The organism is Pseudomonas sp. Van50 (assembly GCF_055390755.1).
In genome coordinates this window covers 6,754,339-6,771,035 of record NZ_AP024343.1, presented here as the reverse complement: position 1 = coordinate 6,771,035, position 16,697 = coordinate 6,754,339, and the positions used below count along the sequence as shown (strand labels likewise).

The 16,697-nt window shown below is 62.5% G+C and carries 17 protein-coding genes; 10 read left to right on the top strand and 7 right to left on the bottom strand.

Features of this window, described 5'->3' with window-relative positions:
- Positions 1 to 23 precede the first annotated feature (23 nt).
- From ACZ5M5_RS29465 to ACZ5M5_RS29450, 4 genes are all read left to right on the top strand, one after another.
- Positions 24 to 1,157: a uroporphyrinogen-III C-methyltransferase gene (locus tag ACZ5M5_RS29465; RefSeq protein WP_256587228.1), complete on the top strand. Its 1,134-nt coding sequence runs from the start codon at positions 24 to 26 to the stop codon at positions 1,155 to 1,157.
- Entirely contained in the window at positions 1,154 to 2,401 is a 1,248-nt protein-coding gene (locus ACZ5M5_RS29460; RefSeq protein WP_464738322.1) for a heme biosynthesis HemY N-terminal domain-containing protein, read from the top strand. Before ACZ5M5_RS29465 ends, ACZ5M5_RS29460 begins: the two co-directional genes overlap by 4 nt.
- A gap of 304 nt (positions 2,402 to 2,705) precedes the next feature.
- Positions 2,706 to 3,248: a disulfide bond formation protein B gene (locus ACZ5M5_RS29455; protein WP_060740103.1), complete on the top strand. Its 543-nt coding sequence runs from the start codon at positions 2,706 to 2,708 to the stop codon at positions 3,246 to 3,248.
- Between the two features lie 175 nt (positions 3,249 to 3,423).
- Positions 3,424 to 3,882: an Rsd/AlgQ family anti-sigma factor gene (locus ACZ5M5_RS29450; RefSeq protein ID WP_060740104.1), complete on the top strand. Its 459-nt coding sequence runs from the start codon at positions 3,424 to 3,426 to the stop codon at positions 3,880 to 3,882.
- A gap of 64 nt (positions 3,883 to 3,946) precedes the next feature.
- Here ACZ5M5_RS29450 and ACZ5M5_RS29445 read toward each other — a convergent pair whose 3' ends face one another.
- Positions 3,947 to 4,612 (bottom strand): FKBP-type peptidyl-prolyl cis-trans isomerase, encoded by a 666-nt coding sequence (locus ACZ5M5_RS29445; RefSeq protein ID WP_060740105.1) that lies wholly within the window; start codon positions 4,610 to 4,612, stop codon positions 3,947 to 3,949.
- A 191-nt stretch (positions 4,613 to 4,803) separates the two neighbouring features.
- Between ACZ5M5_RS29445 and ACZ5M5_RS29440 the strand changes: the two genes are divergently transcribed.
- On the top strand, positions 4,804 to 6,015 hold the full coding sequence (locus ACZ5M5_RS29440) for an AlgP family protein (protein ID WP_464738321.1): 1,212 nt from the start codon (positions 4,804 to 4,806) through the stop codon (positions 6,013 to 6,015).
- On the opposite strand, the gene ACZ5M5_RS29435 is transcribed toward ACZ5M5_RS29440, so the two are convergent.
- Positions 6,012 to 6,476: a TIGR02444 family protein gene (locus tag ACZ5M5_RS29435; protein ID WP_464738320.1), complete on the bottom strand. Its 465-nt coding sequence runs from the start codon at positions 6,474 to 6,476 to the stop codon at positions 6,012 to 6,014. The two genes, ACZ5M5_RS29440 and ACZ5M5_RS29435, sit on opposite strands and share 4 nt — an antisense overlap.
- Before the next feature lie 50 nt (positions 6,477 to 6,526).
- Between ACZ5M5_RS29435 and ACZ5M5_RS29430 the strand changes: the two genes are divergently transcribed.
- From ACZ5M5_RS29430 to rhtB, 3 genes are all read left to right on the top strand, one after another.
- Positions 6,527 to 8,437: an ATP-binding cassette domain-containing protein gene (locus ACZ5M5_RS29430; protein WP_464738319.1), complete on the top strand. Its 1,911-nt coding sequence runs from the start codon at positions 6,527 to 6,529 to the stop codon at positions 8,435 to 8,437.
- Entirely contained in the window at positions 8,437 to 9,018 is a 582-nt protein-coding gene (locus ACZ5M5_RS29425) for a mechanosensitive ion channel family protein (protein WP_060740109.1), read from the top strand. Before ACZ5M5_RS29430 ends, ACZ5M5_RS29425 begins: the two co-directional genes overlap by 1 nt.
- A gap of 101 nt (positions 9,019 to 9,119) precedes the next feature.
- Positions 9,120 to 9,752: a homoserine/homoserine lactone efflux protein gene (gene rhtB / locus ACZ5M5_RS29420; protein ID WP_464738318.1), complete on the top strand. Its 633-nt coding sequence runs from the start codon at positions 9,120 to 9,122 to the stop codon at positions 9,750 to 9,752.
- An 84-nt stretch (positions 9,753 to 9,836) separates the two neighbouring features.
- On the opposite strand, the gene ACZ5M5_RS29415 is transcribed toward rhtB, so the two are convergent.
- The 4 genes from ACZ5M5_RS29415 to ACZ5M5_RS29400 all read right to left on the bottom strand — a co-directional run bounded on the left by ACZ5M5_RS29415 (position 9,837) and on the right by ACZ5M5_RS29400 (position 13,111).
- The gene (locus tag ACZ5M5_RS29415) at positions 9,837 to 10,580 is read right to left on the bottom strand and encodes a hypothetical protein (RefSeq protein WP_060740111.1); all 744 of its coding nucleotides are present in this window, start codon (positions 10,578 to 10,580) and stop codon (positions 9,837 to 9,839) included.
- Between the two features lie 3 nt (positions 10,581 to 10,583).
- Complete coding sequence (lpoB, locus tag ACZ5M5_RS29410) at positions 10,584 to 11,171, bottom strand: penicillin-binding protein activator LpoB (protein WP_003177333.1); 588 nt, start codon at positions 11,169 to 11,171, stop codon at positions 10,584 to 10,586.
- A gap of 155 nt (positions 11,172 to 11,326) precedes the next feature.
- Positions 11,327 to 11,698 (bottom strand): YcfL family putative periplasmic lipoprotein, encoded by a 372-nt coding sequence (locus ACZ5M5_RS29405; RefSeq protein WP_003206754.1) that lies wholly within the window; start codon positions 11,696 to 11,698, stop codon positions 11,327 to 11,329.
- Positions 11,699 to 11,716: 18 nt separating this feature from the next.
- Entirely contained in the window at positions 11,717 to 13,111 is a 1,395-nt protein-coding gene (locus ACZ5M5_RS29400; protein ID WP_464738317.1) for a COG3014 family protein, read from the bottom strand.
- A 315-nt stretch (positions 13,112 to 13,426) separates the two neighbouring features.
- Between ACZ5M5_RS29400 and ACZ5M5_RS29395 the strand changes: the two genes are divergently transcribed.
- Both ACZ5M5_RS29395 and ACZ5M5_RS29390 read left to right on the top strand, forming a co-directional pair.
- Positions 13,427 to 15,325 (top strand): FTR1 family protein, encoded by a 1,899-nt coding sequence (locus ACZ5M5_RS29395; protein WP_060740112.1) that lies wholly within the window; start codon positions 13,427 to 13,429, stop codon positions 15,323 to 15,325.
- Positions 15,326 to 15,434: 109 nt separating this feature from the next.
- Positions 15,435 to 15,890 carry a YaiI/YqxD family protein gene (locus ACZ5M5_RS29390; protein WP_060740113.1) on the top strand — a complete coding sequence of 152 codons (456 nt, stop codon included), beginning with the start codon at positions 15,435 to 15,437 and terminating at the stop codon, positions 15,888 to 15,890.
- A 120-nt stretch (positions 15,891 to 16,010) separates the two neighbouring features.
- Here ACZ5M5_RS29390 and elbB read toward each other — a convergent pair whose 3' ends face one another.
- Entirely contained in the window at positions 16,011 to 16,679 is a 669-nt protein-coding gene (gene elbB / locus ACZ5M5_RS29385; RefSeq protein ID WP_464738316.1) for an isoprenoid biosynthesis glyoxalase ElbB, read from the bottom strand.
- Between the last annotated feature and the right edge of the window lie 18 nt (positions 16,680 to 16,697).

The window sequence follows — 16,697 nt, the reverse complement described above, 5'->3', positions numbered from 1 at the left end:
TTTCTAATGCAAAGGATGGATACGTGAGCGAAACAGCCTTGCCAAAAGAAGATCTAGACCAGCCAGCGATCGATGCGCCGGTTGAACCCCCGGCCCCAGTGGCGCCGCGCCGCGGCAACGGGCTGGCCATTGTTGCCTTGCTGCTCGGCGCCGCCGGTGTCGCCGTGGGCGGTTGGGGCGTGTGGCAGGTACGTCACCTGCAAACCAATAACCAGCAGCAGTCCGCCCAGGTCCAGGCGCTGAACGACCAGGCCCAGGCCCTCAAGCTCAACGAGCAACGCCTGAGCGAGCGCCTGGCGCAATTGCCCCCGGCCGAAGAGCTGGAGGAGCGGCGGCGCCAGGTGGCCCAGTTGCAAGGTGATCAGCAGCACCTGAGCCAGAGACTGGAAACCGTGCTGGGTGCCAGCCGCAAGGATTGGCGCCTGGCGGAGGCCGAGCATCTGTTGCGCCTGGCCAGCCTGCGTCTTTCCGCCCTGCAAGACATCGACAGTGCCCAGGCGCTGGTCCAGGGCGCTGACGAAATCCTGCGCGAACAGAACGACCCCGGTTCGTTCGCGGCCCGCGAGCAATTGGCCAAGACCCTCGCTGCGCTGCGCAGCACGGAACAACCGGATCGTACCGGGCTGTTCCTGCAACTGGGCGCCTTGCGTGACCAGGTGCTGCAACTGACCGAACTGGCACCCGAGTACAAGGATCGTGGAGAGTCGCTGCTGGGCCTGACCGCCGATGGCGATGGGGCCAGCCGGTGGGCGCAGTGGTGGGACCAGATCTCGCGCTATATCCGCATCGACTTCAACGCCGACGAGAACGTCCGTCCGCTGCTGGCCGGACAAAGCCTCGTGCAAGTGCGCCTGGCCTTGAGCCTGGCGCTGGAGCAGGCGCAATGGGCCGCCCTCAATGGTCAGGCGCCGGTATACACCCAGGCGCTGACCGAGGCCCGGGACGTGTTGAAGAACAACTTCAACCAGGACAATCCGCAAAGCAAAATCATGCTCGAACGCGTGGGTGAACTGTCCAGGCAGCCGGTGACGGTGGTCACCCCGGACCTCACGGGCACGCTGAGCAGCGTCCAGGCCTACCTTGAACGCCGCAACCTCAATGCCCAGGAATCGGTCAAGCCGCTGCCCGCGCCAGGCGCGCAGGAGGCCACGCCATGAAGCGTCTCTACGTGATTCTGTTCGTGGTCATCGCTGCCGCAGCTTTGCTCGGCGTAGCGATTGCCGAGCATTCGGGTTACGTGCTGGTGGCGTACAAGAACTTCCGTTATGAAGCTGGCCTGTGGGTCACCCTGGCCCTGGTGGCGGTGCTCTGGCTGGTGTGGCGAGGCCTGAGGGCGCTGATCGGGTTGGTGACCACGTCCAGCGGTGTGGTCAACCCGTGGTCGCGGCGCAACCGCAGCCGTCGGGTGCAAGTGGCGATCGAACACGGCCAGTTGGACCTGGCCGAAGGTCGCTGGGCCAGTGCCCAGCGCCATCTGCATCGTGCCGCCGAAGCCGAGCGCCAGCCGCTGCTGTATTACCTGGGGGCCGCCCGCGCGGCCAACGAACAAGGGCTTTACGAACAGAGCGACAGTTTGCTCGAGCGCGCCCTGGAGCGTCAGCCCCAGGCGGAACTGGCCATTGCCCTGACGCACGCGCAATTGCAGATGGATCGAGGTGACACGGATGGCGCATTGAGCACGCTGCAAGCCATGCATGAGCGTCACCCCCATAACGCCCAGGTCCTGCGCCAATTGCAACGGCTGCATCAGCAGCGCGGCGATTGGTCGGCGGTGATCCGGCTGTTGCCGGAGCTGCGCAAGGATAAAGTCCTGCCGCCGGCCGAACTGGCTGAACTGGAGCGGCGTGCCTGGGGCGAAAACCTGACCCTGGCGGCCCACCGCGAGGAGGACGGCAGCGTCGGTTTGCAGTCGCTCAATCGCGCCTGGCAACAACTGACCTCCGCACAGCGCCAGGAGCCGGCGCTGGTGCTGGCCTATGCCGAGCAATTGCGTCAGTTGGGCGCCCAGGTCGAAGCCGAAGAGGTGCTGCGCGGCGCGCTCAAGCGTCACTATGACAGCCATCTGGCGCGCCTGTACGGGCTGGTGCGCGGCAGTGATCCGATCCGCCAGTTGCAAGCGGCCGAAGGCTGGCTCAAGGACCACCCGGCCGACCCGAGCCTGTTGCTGACCCTGGGGCGCCTATGCCTGCAGAACAGCTTGTGGGGCAAGGCGCGGGATTATCTGGAAAGCAGTTTGCGCGCCCAGCGCAATCCCGAAGCCTGCGCCGAACTGGCGCGCCTGCTGGCGCAACTGGGGGATGCCGAGCGCAGCAACCAGTTGTTCCAGGAGGGGTTGGGGCTGTTGGATGAGCGCCTGCTGGCCGCGCCGTTGCCGGTTCCGGCTCAGGTCTTGTCCACTTGAGATGAGTCATTGTGGCGCTCCCGCATGGGTGGGAGCAAAGCTTGCTCGCGAACAGGCACCTCGGTTTCTCAAAAGACCGCGTCGTCTTCATCGCGGGCAAGCCTTGCTCCCACCGGTGACACCCGTTTGTTTTTGGGGCTTTGGTCATACCTTCAGCAAAGTCCTACAGCTGACCGCGCCGAATCCTCTTCGACCTGTCGGGAATTCCCTACACCCCTGATGAAGTGTCTGCGCGGGGCTGCCTTGAAAGGCCCGAGGGCTTTCCTCTACCGTAACTGCTTGTCTCTTCTGTTACGGAATCGCCATGTCTTTGGCCAGCTCACGCTTCTCGTTTCTCATGGCTTCCATCGCCGCCGCCCTGGCTTTGGGCATCAGCACTTATCTGGAGTATTCGGCCGGCCTGACGCCTTGCAGCCTGTGTGTCTTGCAGCGGTTGTGCCTGATGCTGTTCCTGGCGAACAGCCTCGTAGCGTGCGTACACGGTCCAGGCCAACGAGGCAGTCTCTTCTATGGCACCGCAGGATTGGTTTTTGCGACCGGGGGCATGACCCTGGCGTGGCGTCAGGTCCTGATGCAAAGCCACTCGTTCGAGCCGTTATCCGATTGTGCGGCACAGCTCAACCCGACGGGTTCGTGGTGGTGCGCGTTGCATCGTGTCCTCGACGGCACCGTCGACTGCGCGAATATCACGTGGACGTTGTTCGACCTGAGCATCCCCGAGTGGAGCCTGTTGTTTTTTCTCGCGGTGTCCAGCGCCATGACTTACCTGCTGCTGCGCCTTGCCTGGAGTGCTCTGGTACGACCGCTCAGCGGCGAGACGTCGCAGTTGGTCCGGGCCCTGGATTAAACACTTGTATGAACTTTATCTCCTGCGTACCTTGAAGCCGTTGTCGTGCGGGCATAATCTGGCCCGCACGTGTTATTGGAATTGTGCCGCTCGATCATGTTGTGTCTGGCTTGTCCCTGGTCATCAGGCGTGCACAAGCTGCGAGGGGGCATGACTCACAAGGGAAGAAATCACCATGCTCGAAAGTTGTCAGAATGCTCAGGAACGCTGGGGTGGAGTGCATCTGCTGATCGATCGCTGGCTGCAGGAGCGTCACGAACTGGTTCGGGCCTACGATGATCTCGGCGCCAAGCCTGAAGCCCTGAGCGAAAGCCGCAAACCCTTGCAGGATTTCTGCGGCGTGCTGGTCGACTATGTGTCTGCCGGTCATTTCGAGATATACGAACAACTGACGGGCGAGGCCAAGGCCTTCAACGACAAGCGCGGCCTTGAACTGGCCGAGACGATCTACCCGCGCATCGATGTCATCACCGAGAAGCTGCTGGCGTTCAACGACCTGTGCGATGAAGGCAAGTGCGTAGCGGAAAAATTCAAGGAGCTGGGCGGCTTGTTGCACGAGCGTTTCGAGTTGGAAGACTGCCTGATCGAAGTGCTGCACAACGCTCACAAGGAAGAAGCTGCGGTCCAGGCCTGAGGGTTCGCGGTCATGAAAAAACGGTGCGCATTGCGCACCGTTTTTCGTTGGACCAGGGCCAGCGTCAGGTCGTCGCGCCCAGCAACTCGATTTCAAACACCAACGGTGTGTACGGCGGGATCACATCCCCGGCCCCTTCAGCGCCATAGGCCAGGGACGACGGAATCACCAGCCGCCATTTCGCGCCGACCGGCATTTGCGGCAATGCAGTGCGCCAACCGTCGATCACACTGTCAAGATTGAACCACTGTGCCTGGCGGTTTGAATCGAAGACGGTGCCGTCTGGCAATCGACCGGTATACAGCACCTGGACCTTGCCGTGAGGGCCGGCTTTGGCGCCATGGCCCGGCTTGATTTCGGTCAGCAGAATGCCGTCGGCCAGTTGCTGGACACCGGGCCGGTTTTTTTCTTCGGTGAGAAATTTCTGCTCGGTTTTCAACGCGGCTTCGTCCTGCGGCGTTGTCGATGGCGCGTTCAGTTGCGCCTGGTGCTCGGCCAGGATCTGTTCGATGCGTTCATCTTTCAGGGCCAGCGGTTTGCCCAGGTAGGCCTGTTGCAAACCTTCGACCAAGGCTTTGATCTGCAAGTCCGGCACGTCCTGGCGCAGGCGTTCGCCGAGGCTCGCGCCCAGGCTGTAAGCCAGATCGTGGGCATCGTTTGCGCTGGTTTTTTCAACGGCCTGGACCGTGGCGCAAGCCATGCACAGGAATAAAAACAGGTGACGCGACATGTGTGCTCTCCGGCCTCGAATCGAGGAATTATGCCAGTGTCGATATCTGTAGAAGTGGATTGCCAAGGCTCTGGCGCAGAAGATTTTTCGTCCCTTGCAACGCAACGTCTTGTGTACTGTCAACATGCCCTAGCGGCGGTTGCAGCAGAGGTCTAGTATGAGCCGCACTCACGTCAGTCAGGAGGTAAACCATGTCGGCCACCAAGAAGCCTGTAAACACTCCGTTGCACTTGCTCCAACAACTCTCGGGCAGCTTGCTCGAACATCTGGAAAACGCCTGCTCCCAAGCCCTGGCTGATGCTGAAAAACTGCTCGCCAAACTGGAAAAGCAACGCGGCAAAGCGCAGGAAAAACTGCACAAGTCGCGCACCAAATTGCAAGACGCAGCCACCGCTGGCAAGGCCAAGGCACAAGCCAAGGCCAAAGATGTCGTGAAAGAGCTCGAAGACCTGCTCGATGCCCTGAAGGATCGTCAGTCCGAAACCCGCGCCTACATTTTGCAACTCAAGCGTGATGCCCAGGAAAGCCTGAAGCTGGCCCAAGGCGTCGGTCGCGTGCAAGAAGCCGCGGGCAAGGCGCTGTCGCTTCGTGCTGCCAAGCCTGCCGCTGTATCGGCCAAGAAGCCGGCGGCTAAACCCGCCGTGGCAAAAGCACCGGCCAAAGTCGCAGCCAAGCCTGCCGCCAAAGCACCGGCCAAGGCGGCCAGCAAGCCGGCTGCCAAACCCGTCGCTGCCAGCGCTGCAAAACCTGCGGCAAAAAAACCAGTCGCCAAGGCTGCTGCTGCCAAGCCTGCCGCAAAAACGGCGGCCGCTAAACCTGCCGCTGCCAAGCCTGCTGTAAAAGCCGCTGCTAAGCCTGCCGCTAAGCCTGCAACAAAAGTTGTAGCCAAGCCTGCCGCTAAAACCGCCGCCGCAAAACCTGCCGCGACGAAAACCGCTGCTGCTAAACCGGCTGCCAAAGCGGCGGTAAAAGCCACTGCCAAACCTGCTGCCGCCAAACCTGCCGCCAAACCTGCTGCCAAGCCTGCGGCAACCAAAACGGCCGCGGCCAAGCCTGTTGCGAAAACGGCTGCCAAGCCCGTCGCTGCCAAAGCGCCTGCCAAAGTGGCGGCTAAACCCGCTGCCAAACCAGCCGCTGCCAAGCCTGCTGCCGCGAAGCCTGCTGCAGCGAAGCCAACGGCTGCCAAACCCGCCGCTACGGCCAAGCCAGCTGCCGCCAAGCCCGCCGCTAAACCGGCCGTGAAAAAGCCAGCCGCTGCAAAACCTGCGACTGCGCCAGCCGCCAAGCCAGCGACACCGGCTCCGACCGCGACGCCTGCGCCTACCGCCAGCACTCCGGCCTCGGCGACCAGCCCAGCCGCCGTTGCGCCGACCACCAGCAGCACCCCAACCAGCGCTTCCTAAGTGCCGGACACCGCGACGCGCAGCTGATGCAGCGCGTCGCGGTTCGCTGGGTCGGCACTCGCCACCAGCCGTTGCAGCCATAGCGCTGAATCATTCCATTGTTCCTCAGGCCAATCCTCGGCCGCCGCCTGCAATCGTTCCAGCAATCGTCGTTCGGCTTCCAATTCCAGTCGCTTGACCTGTTCGCGCAGGCTATCGAGTGCCGTGTCCCGGAGGGCGCCGGCTTTCCATTGGCTGCGAAGCGTGCGCAAGGGCCTTACCACCTCTGCCTCCCAAGGCTCGGTCAATTGTCGAAGCTGTTGCAGCCGTTGTTCATTGCAGGCCACGCCGCGTCGTTCCAGCCACAGTCCACAAAGCAGCAGGCAGACATTGACACCGGCGCTCTGCAGCGTCAGGCACGCAGGCTCTACGCCAGGCTTGGCATAGAGGTCGAGGGAGAAACTCCACAGGTCAGGGGACATCGTGCTACTCGCGCCAGTTGCGAGCGAAGCTGGTAGACTCCGCCGCCATTATGATCCGACTTCAGAACCTGACTTTACAGCGTGGCCCGCAACGTCTGCTAGAAGACGCCGAGCTGACCCTGCACGCCGGCCACAAAGCCGGCCTCATCGGTGCCAACGGCGCCGGCAAATCGAGCCTGTTCGCCTTGCTGCGAGGCGAGCTGCACCCGGACTCGGGCGATTGCCTGCTGCCGGCAGACTGGCGTATCGCTCACATGCGCCAGGAGGTCGACACCCTCGATCGTCTGGCGGTGGACTACGTGCTCGATGGCGACCTGCGCCTGCGCCAGGTGCAACACGACCTGGCGGCGGCCGAAGCGGCCCACGACGGTGCCGCACAGGCCCGCCTGCACGCGGAGCTCGACAGTGCCGACGGCTATACCGCCGATGCCCGCGCGCGCAAGTTGCTCGCTGGCCTGGGCTTTACCAATGAACAGATGGACCGCCAGGTCGGGGACTTCTCCGGTGGCTGGCGGATGCGCCTGAACCTGGCGCAGGCCCTGATGTGCCCTTCGGATCTGCTACTGCTCGATGAGCCGACCAACCACTTGGACCTCGACGCCATCATCTGGCTCGAAGACTGGCTCAAGGGTTACCCGGGCACGCTGCTGCTGATTTCCCACGACCGCGATTTCCTCGACGCGGTGGTGGATCACGTGGCCCATGTCGACCAGCGCAAGCTCACCTTGTACCGCGGCGGCTACAGTGCCTTCGAGCGCGCCCGTGCCGAACGCCTGGCCCAGCAACAGCAGGCCTACGAGAAGCAACAGGCGCAACGTGCGCACATGGAAAGCTACATCGCCCGCTTCAAGGCCCAGGCCACCAAGGCCCGTCAGGCCCAGAGCCGGATCAAGGCGCTGGAGCGGATGGAAGAGCTGTCGGCGGCCCACGTCGATTCACCGTTCGATTTTGTCTTCCGCGAATCGACCAAGATTTCCAGCCCGTTGATCGACCTGTCCGACGCGCGCCTGGGTTATGGCGACAAGACCGTGCTGGAGAAGGTCAAGCTGCAACTGACCCCGGGTGCGCGGATCGGTCTGCTGGGCCCCAACGGTGCCGGTAAGTCGACCCTGATCAAGAACCTCTCGGGCGAACTCCAGCCATTGGCTGGACGCCTGACCCGAGGCGAAAACACCGTCGTTGGCTATTTCGCCCAGCACCAGCTCGATTCCCTGGATTCCAAGGCCAGCCCGCTACTGCACCTACAACGCCTGGCGCCAACCGAGCGCGAGCAAACCCTGCGCGATTTCCTCGGTGGTTTCGATTTCCGCGGGGCGCGCATCGACGAGCCGGTGTTGAATTTCTCCGGTGGCGAAAAGGCGCGCCTGGCGCTGGCGTTGATCGCCTGGGGCCGGCCGAACCTGTTGCTGCTCGACGAACCGACCAACCACCTGGACCTGGAAATGCGCCTGGCCCTGACCATGGCCTTGCAGGAATTCACTGGCGCGGTGCTGGTGGTGTCCCACGATCGGCATTTGCTCAAGAGCACCACGGATAATTTCTTCCTGGTCGCCGACGGCAAGGTCGAGGAGTTCGACGGTGACCTGGAAGACTATGCCCGTTGGCTGGTGGAATACCGCCAGCGCAACGCGCCGGTCAGCAACACACCGGTCAACCCGGACAAGACCGACAAAAAGGCCCAGCGCCAGGCCGCCGCCGCATTGCGCCAGCAACTGGCGCCGCACAAGCGTGAGGCCGACAAGCTCGAAGCCGAGCTGGGCAAGCTGCATGAAAAGCTGCAGAAAATCGAAACCAGCCTGGGCGACAGCGGTCTCTACGAGGCGGCGCGCAAGGATGAGTTGCGTGACCTGCTGGCCGAACAGGCCAAGCTGAAGGTTCGGGAAGCGGAGCTCGAGGAGGCGTGGATGCAAGCGCTGGAACTGCTGGAAAACCTGCAAGCGGAGTTGGAGGCGTTGTCCTGATGGAAGCGTTGGCGTTGCCTGTTCCTGTCATGTGGATCGAGCCGATCTGGCTCGGTGTGCAAATCCTGCTGATCCTGGTGGCCGGTTATGTCTCGCAGCGCTTCGTCGCGCGTGCGCTCACAGGCCTGGGTGAGCGTTACCCGCTTCCACCCCAACTGGTGATTATCCTGCGGGGCGTGCTGCGCTGGCTGATCATGGGGACTGCGGTGCTGGTGGTGCTCGAACGCCTGGGCGTCTCGGCCACGGTGCTGTGGACGGCTCTGTCGGGTTTTGTCGCGGTGGCAGCGGTGGCGTTCTTCGCCATCTGGAGCGTGCTGTCCAACCTGTTCTGCGCCGTGTTGATCTACACCGTCGGACCGTTTCGCCTGGGCGATGTGGTCGAGCTGGTGGACACCACCGACAAGCCCGGCATCAAAGGGCGCGTGGTGGCGATCAATCTGCTGTACACCACGCTGATCGAGCCCGAGGAACTCGGTACCGGCAGCGCCATGGTGCAAGTGCCCAACAGCCTGTTCTTCCAGCGCTCGGTACGGCGCTGGCGTGGCAGCGAAGCGTTTCCGGTGGGTGGGTTCGTCGAATAACCTGGCCTCGCCGATTGGCTTTTTTTGCAAAAAAGCGATGGTCAATCCTGCGGCGGCGCATTAGCTTAGTCGTTTTCGACGAATCCGAGCCGAGGTGTGCAATGGTGCTGGAAACATGGCTGGCGTTTTTCGCCGCCTGTTGGGTGATCAGTCTTTCCCCGGGCGCCGGCGCCATTGCATCGATGTCCAGTGGCTTGCGCTACGGTTTTTGGCGCGGTTACTGGAATGCCCTGGGCCTGCAATTGGGCCTGGCGCTGCAAATCGTGATCGTCGCCGCCGGTGTTGGCGCGATCCTCACGGCGTCGGCCACCGCGTTCTATGCGATCAAGTGGTTCGGCGTGGCCTACCTGGTCTACCTGGGGGTCAAGCAGTGGCGAGCCATTCCCGGTGACATGACTGATGACGCGGCCCCGCGGCCCATCGGCAACCCCCTGGCACTGGTGTTTCGCGGCTTTCTGGTCAACGTCAGCAACCCCAAGGCGCTGGTGTTCATGCTGGCGGTGTTGCCGCAGTTCATCAATCCCCATGCACCGTTGATCCCGCAATACCTGACCCTGGGCGTCACAATGATCGTCGTCGATCTCATCGTCATGGCCGGGTACACCGGGCTGGCGTCCAAAGTCCTGCGCCTGCTGCGCACACCGAAGCAGCAACGGCGGATGAACCGCGCCTTCGCGGGTATGTTCATTGGCGCGGCGGGTTTGCTCGCGACGATTCGCAAGGCTGCGGTGTAAAGCAAAACCTGTGGCGAGGTTACTTTGTGGGAGCAAGGCTTGCTCCCACAAGACCTCTGCGCCACAGAGCATTCGCTCAGCTATTCAGCGCAGGATCACCGGCGCGGTATCCCGGGGCAGGTTATTGCGCTGCATCGGCTCGCCGGGCTGTTGGTAGCTCGGGCCACCGAGCTGTTCGCTCAGCTGCCGCGCCACGTCTTCACCCAGGGCCTTGGACACTTCGCGCACCACCCGTGGACGGTTGAGGCTGATGCGCACGTCCCGGTGGTTCAACAACTTGGTGTCCTGGCCTTCGCCCATGGCCGTAAAGGCCGAGGTGATTTCGTAGGTCTTGGTGTTGATCAGGCTGAAGTCCGCCACCAGGGTCAGCGCCAGCACGGCCGAGTAGCTGTCGGTATTGGCCAGCTCGTTGATGTCGCGGGTGAAGTCGATGTCCGACACCGTGCCGAACAGAACGTAGTCGGCACCCTTGAAGTTCCCGGCCTTGATGCGCTTGATGACGTCATAGACGTCGCCACTGGACGCCGCCGTGTGGGGCGTGCCCTGGGTCAGCTGGAACATCCCGCTGCGCAGGATCTCGCCCTTGATGTCGCCGGTGAACTTGCGCAGTTCGCCCTGCTCGATGTAGCTGCTGGTGGCTTCCATCTCGTCGTAGCTCGAGGAAGCGCTGGCACTGTAGGGGTTCGCCTGGAAGTTGCTCTGCGCTGAAACGGTGTGGATGTATTCCTCCACCCGCTCCTGGTACGCCAGGTCGGTCACCGCGACTTTTGGGGCCGCCTGCGCGCTGAATGCGCAGGCCAGGGCCATGATGCCTATCCATGTGCGCATGGCTTAGCGCTCCGTGGTCTTGCGGATTTCTTTTTCGTCCATCCACTCGGCCAGACCGCTCTCGACGTCGATCAATTGCAGGCTGAATTTGTAGAAGACGTCCTTGTAGTCGCTGCTGCGCTTGACGATCGAGCTGATGGAGCCCTCGAGACGGTACTTGGCCGCGATCATGTTGCCGGTCTTGGCCACGGTGCTTTTCTTGTACAGGCCGCTCTGGTTCTGCAGCTTGAGCTGGTCGACCTGGCTGTCCATGGCGGTGTTGTCGCTGGCGAAACGGGCGGCGCCAGTCTTCATCAACTGGGTCTTGATGCTGGTGGTGATTTCGCGGGTGTCGATGTATTCGCTGGTCTTGTTCTTCACGTCATAGACCTGGACCACCGGGCGACCCTGCAGGATGCCGGACTGGGCCAGGGAGCGGGTCATGGACTCGGCGATCATTTGCAGGTCGGTGGAGCCGAACTCGTTGGTCACGGTTTCCACGGCCTTGGTATCGCCGTAGCTGATGTTCTTGTTGCCCAGGACCGGCGAGTTGTTGGCACAGCCGCTGACCAGCAGGGCGGCGAGGGCGAGGGATGAAATGCGTACGAACATGTAAGGACTCTCGAAAACTGAAAAAGGGATAACGCGTCACTCGGGCGTTTGTTGTGGGAGCGAGTTTGCTCGCGATAGCCGTGTGTCAGTCACATCATGGCTGGCTGATCCAGCGCTATCGCGAGCAAGCTAGCTCCCACAGTTTTTTTGCGTTTTTAAGGGGTATTGATTTCCAAGCGGAAATCCACGGCCTTGGGCGTCGGGGCGATGGCCGGCAGGAAGCTGGTCTGTTCGCCGTACAGCGTCAGGCTTTTCCAGGTTTCTTCCTCGGCGATCGGAAAACCTTCCGGCCCCAACCAGGCAAAGCGGTAGTACATCGTCTTGTTGTTGTAGCTGGTGTTGCTCAACTGGACATTGACGGTCATGTAGCCGTTTTCCCGGGCCACGCGCATGGCGCCGACCACGATGTTCTTGGTCTTGCCCATCGCCACGACCTTGCTGGCGGCGCTGCCCGGCTCCGGTGGCGGCGGGGTGGCGCAACCGGCCAGCAAGGCCAGGGCGCCGACGGCGATCAGTTTTAAACGCATGTGAACAAGACTCCGTTCTTAAGGTTGCTTGAGGGCAATGGCGGTCGGGTTGGCGCTTGGCATCACCTGGGCCGCGAGGCCACCGGCGAACACTTGGTTACCCACCGCGCGAAGGCTGATGACCTGGTAGCGCTGGTCGACGGTGACCTTGACCACCGAGCCGCCCACGGCACTTGGCAAGGTGACCTGGTGCTCGCCTTTCTTCAGGCGCAGGCGCACCACCTGGGTGTAGTCGGGCAGGGTGCGCCAGGTCCGGGTGTCGGCCCCTTCGAATACCGCCGAGGTGAGGCCGACGGCCAGGCCGGCCAGGGGATTGGTCTCGTTGATCTGCTTTTGTGCCACGCCACGGGTGACGGCGCGCACGGTGGTGCGCAGGATGATGCCCGGCATGTCGTCGCGCAGGGCCCGACGGGACATGGCGGTGGTGCTGTTGAGTTGGGTCAGGTCCAGCTGACGGCCGTCGACACCGATCTGGCCGAAGGTGGCCGTGGAGGTGTCAGGCTTGATCAGGGGGAACGACAACGGCGTGATGACCAGGTTGCCGCTGATTGGCAAAGGCAAGGGAATGCGGATCGAATCCCGGGACGGTGCCAGGCCACTCTGCACCACGATCAGGATGTCGCTGTCGTCGCTCTTGGCGGCGGGCTTGTCGAGGTCACGCAGGGCCTGCTCCAGCAACGGTGTGTTGGGGCGCAGTTCGGCGGCCTTGCGATAACCCGGTGCGGCCAGGTCCTTTTCACCCAGGGCTTCGTAGACGAAACCGGCCAGGTAATGGCTGAACGCGCTCTGGTAGCTGTTCTTGAGGTTGACCACTTCCGGGGCGTCGAGGCTGGCCACCGGGTAACCCTGGAGGTCCTTGTATTCGGTCTTGACCCCTTGTTTCTCGGCTTCTTCCTCGCGCTTGAGGTATTCCTTGTCCCGCAGGTCGGCGATCACCGCTTCGCGTTCGTGGGTCTTCTTGATCTGGGTCCGCGCGCCGTCGAAGTCATTCACCGCCAGCAGATTCAGGGCCATCTGCGTGGTCAGCATGACCTTTTCGTAATCGTAGCCTTCGTAGCGGCGAACTTTATCGTTGACCAGGAAACTGCCGAACTGGGCCAGGTACTTGGCCGTGTCGAGCTTGACCGCATCTTCCCACTGGGCAACTTGTTGGTCGGCGCTGCTCCAGGCGGTCTGGCTGCCGGACAAGTCGCCCTTGGCACGCAGCAGCTCACCTTTCTCGAAGTAGTACAGCAGGTCCTTGTCTTGGCTGGAGTTGTTCTTTTCCAGCAGGGTCAACGCGCCGTCGACATTGCCGGACGCCAACTGCTGGTTGGTCTGGGCCAATTCGCTGTCATAGTTGCGAAAGGCCGAGCAGCCGGACAACAAGGTGATCGCGCCGAGGGCGACCGAAAGAACGGCACGGGATGCCATGAACATTTTCTTCCCTGATAGCAGCCGGGGTGTGCGGGTCGGGCTGGAGCGATCCCACGGACAAGCGTCGGTACGCTGTCGGTTCCTCATAAAAAGAGGAGCTTTTATGCCATCGAATGATAAGAAGGCGGCGGGATTATAAACATGGCGCTTGGCTATGTAATGGCTTTTCAATTCCTAAATGCTGTTTTTGTGATATCACCTCCAAAGCATGAAAATCCGATGAAAATCGGCTCCCAAGCCACATCCGCCCTTGAGCCGAAGCCATTGGAAGTGAACAATGTGTTACTTCTTATTACCAACTGAGAGTCATTCATGACTGCGCCGTACCGTTTCCTGGCCTGGCTTGTACTGCCATTGCTTGCTTTGTGCAGCACTGCGCTGCAGGCCGACACCCTCGAGAGTGCCCCCCAGGCGCTGCATTTATTGGATTACATCGGGGCGGATTACCCGGCGACGGTCGAGGCGGGCAAGGTCATCGGCGAGGCGGAGTACCGCGAGCAGTTGGAATTTACCCAGGCGCTGGAAGGGTTGGTCGCCGGGTTGCCGGCCAAGCCGGAAAAGACTGAGCTGGTCCAGGGCATCGGCACCTTGCGCACGGCGATCACCCAGCGCCAGGACGGCGGCGATGTTGCACGCCTGGCGCGGCAACTGGGGGCCAAGCTGGCGGTAGCGTATGAAGTCAGCCAGGCACCGGTCATCACGCCCGACCCCACCCGCGGCGCGCCGCTGTATGCGCAGAATTGCTCGGTGTGCCACGGCGCCAACGGTGCCGGCGACGGTCCTGCCGGTGTTGGCCTGGAACCGCCGCCCGCCAACTTGCGCGACGCCCAGCGCCTGGATCGCCTGAGTCTCTACGCGATCTACAACACCCTCGGCATGGGCATCGAAGGCACCGACATGCCGGCCTTCGCCGATCAGCTCGACGACCGTCAGCGCTGGGACCTGGCAACCTACATCGCCAGCTTCAGCGCCGACCCGGCCGCGGCCAAAGGCGAACAGGTCTTCAATCTCGCTGACCTGGCGCGCCAGACCCCGGCCGAAGTGCTCGCCGCGCAAGGCCCCGCAGCGGCGGCGACATTCCGTGCCCAGCGCGCCCAGCCGCCGCAGGTGCAACGTGGCCCGGCGCAGTTGCTCGACTACACGGCCGCCACCCTGGATAAAAGCATCGCCGCGTATCGCGCCGGTGACCACGACCAGGCCTATGACTTGTCGGTAGCGGCTTACCTGGAAGGTTTCGAGCTGGTGGAAAGCTCGCTGGACAACGTCGATGCCAACGTGCGCAAGGACACCGAAAAGGCCCTGATGGCCTACCGTCAGTCGTTGCAGGACGGTTTGCCGGTGGAGCAGGCCGTACAGCGCCTGGACACGGCCAAGGCCAAGTTGAAGGAGTCCGCTGGCCTGCTGGGTGGCGATGGCTTGAGCTGGTCGCTGAGCTACATCTCCGGGTTGCTGATCCTGCTGCGTGAAGGGTTGGAGGCGATCCTGGTGCTGGCGGCGATCCTGGCGTTCCTGCGCAACACCGGCCAGCAGTCGGCGGTGCGCAGCGTCAACGTCGGTTGGGGCCTGGCGCTGCTGGCCGGCCTGGCGACCTGGGGGCTGGCGGCGTATGTGATCGACGTCAGCGGCGCCCAGCGCGAGCTGCTCGAAGGCGCGACGGCGTTGTTCGCCAGTGTGATGGTGCTGTGGCTCGGGGTCTGGATGCACGACCGTCGTCACGCGGCGGCCTGGCAGGATTACATCAAGAGCAGCCTGGTGGGCGGCGGTGGTCGGTTTGGTTTTGCGATCCTGGCGTTCTTCTCGGTCTATCGTGAACTGTTCGAAGTGATCCTGTTCTACGAAACCCTGTGGTTGCAAGCGGGTCCTGCCGGGCATGACGCAGTGCTGGCCGGCGGCGCGACGGCGCTGGTGTTGCTGGTGGGGCTGGCCTGGGTGATCCTGCGCGGCTCGGCGAAACTGCCGCTGGCGCTGTTCTTCAGCATCAACGCCGCGTTGCTGTGCGCACTGTCGGTGGTGTTTGCCGGCCATGGCGTGAAGGCGTTGCAGGAAGCCGGGATCTTCGGCACCCACCCGGTGGCGTTCTTCGACTTCGACTGGCTGGGCATTCATGCCGATGCCTATTCGCTGGCCGCTCAAGTGGTGGCGATCCTGGCGATCGTGGTGCTGTATGGGCGCAGTTGGGTGGCGGAGAAGCGTCGGGTCCAGGTTTCCTGATAAACATTCGCTGCGCTCATAGTCGCGGGCAAGCCTTGCTCCCACAGGTAATTGCTGGCTGTGGGAGCAAGGCTTGCCCGCGATGCTCTTATTTGGAGGAAACAACACAATGCGCGTATGGATCGACGCCGATGCCTGCCCCAAGGCGGCGAAGGAGCTGGTGGTCAAGTTCGCCCTGAAGCGCCGGTTCGAGGTGGTGCTGGTGGCCGGTCAACCGCAGATCAAGCCGGCCCTGGCCTGTGTGAAATTGATCGTGGTGCCCAGCGGCCCCGACGCGGCGGACGACTACCTGGTGGAGCACGCCGTGCCGGGCGAGCTGGTGATCTGCAGCGACGTGCCCCTGGCTGATCGGTTGGTGAAGAAGGGCGTCGCGGCCCTGGACCCGCGAGGCAAGGAGTTCGATGCGCAAAACATGGGCGAGCGGCTGGCGGTGCGAAACCTGTTCACCGACTTGCGCGAACAGGGCCATATGGGCGGCGGCCCGGCGGCGTACAGCGAGCGGGACAAGCAGGGGTTTGCCAATGCTTTGGATCGGATATTGACGCGTCTGACCCGATTGCCTTGAATCATGCCCACCCCCCTGTGGGAGCGAGCTTGCTCGCGATACGGTGTATCAACCAATGCAAATGTAGCTGAACCGACGCTATCGCGAGCAAGCTCGCTCCCACAGGGGCTCGGCGTGTTGCTAGGCATCATTCTCGTGCGTCAGCTCCAACACCCGGTCCACCAGCTTGTTGATGCCTGAAGCCGCTTCGCTGATGTTCTGGGCCAGCATGTAGGCCGGGGTGCTGACCAATTTGCGCGCGCGGTCTTCGACGATGTCGGTGACTGCGCAGTCTTCGTGAGTGCCACCCATTTTGCCCACGGCTGCCGCCGTGTCCGGGTCGTTGCCGATGGTGCACGTCACCCCCGGGCCATAGATTTTGGCCGCCAGGGCCGGGGAGATGCAGATCAGCCCGACCGGTTTACCCGCCTCGGCAAAGGCCTCGGTCAAGGCCAGGACCTCTGGCTGGATGGTGCAGCCGGCGCCTTCGACGGCAAAGTTGGAGAGGTTTTTCGCCGAGCCAAAACCACCGGGTACGATCAAGGCGTCGAAATCCTCGACCCTGGCTTCACGCAAATCCTTCACGTTGCCCCGGGCGATTCGCGCCGACTCCACCAACACGTTGCGGCTCTCGGGCATTTCCTCGCCGGTCAGGTGATTGATCACATGCAACTGGGCAATGTTGGGGGCGAAGCACTGGACCTGCGCCCCGCGCTGGTCGAGACGCAGCAAGGTGATCACGCTTTCGTGGATCTCGGCGCCGTCATAGACGCCACAGCCGGAAAGGATCACTGCAATTTTTTTGCTCATGGGCTTTTCTCCAGATTC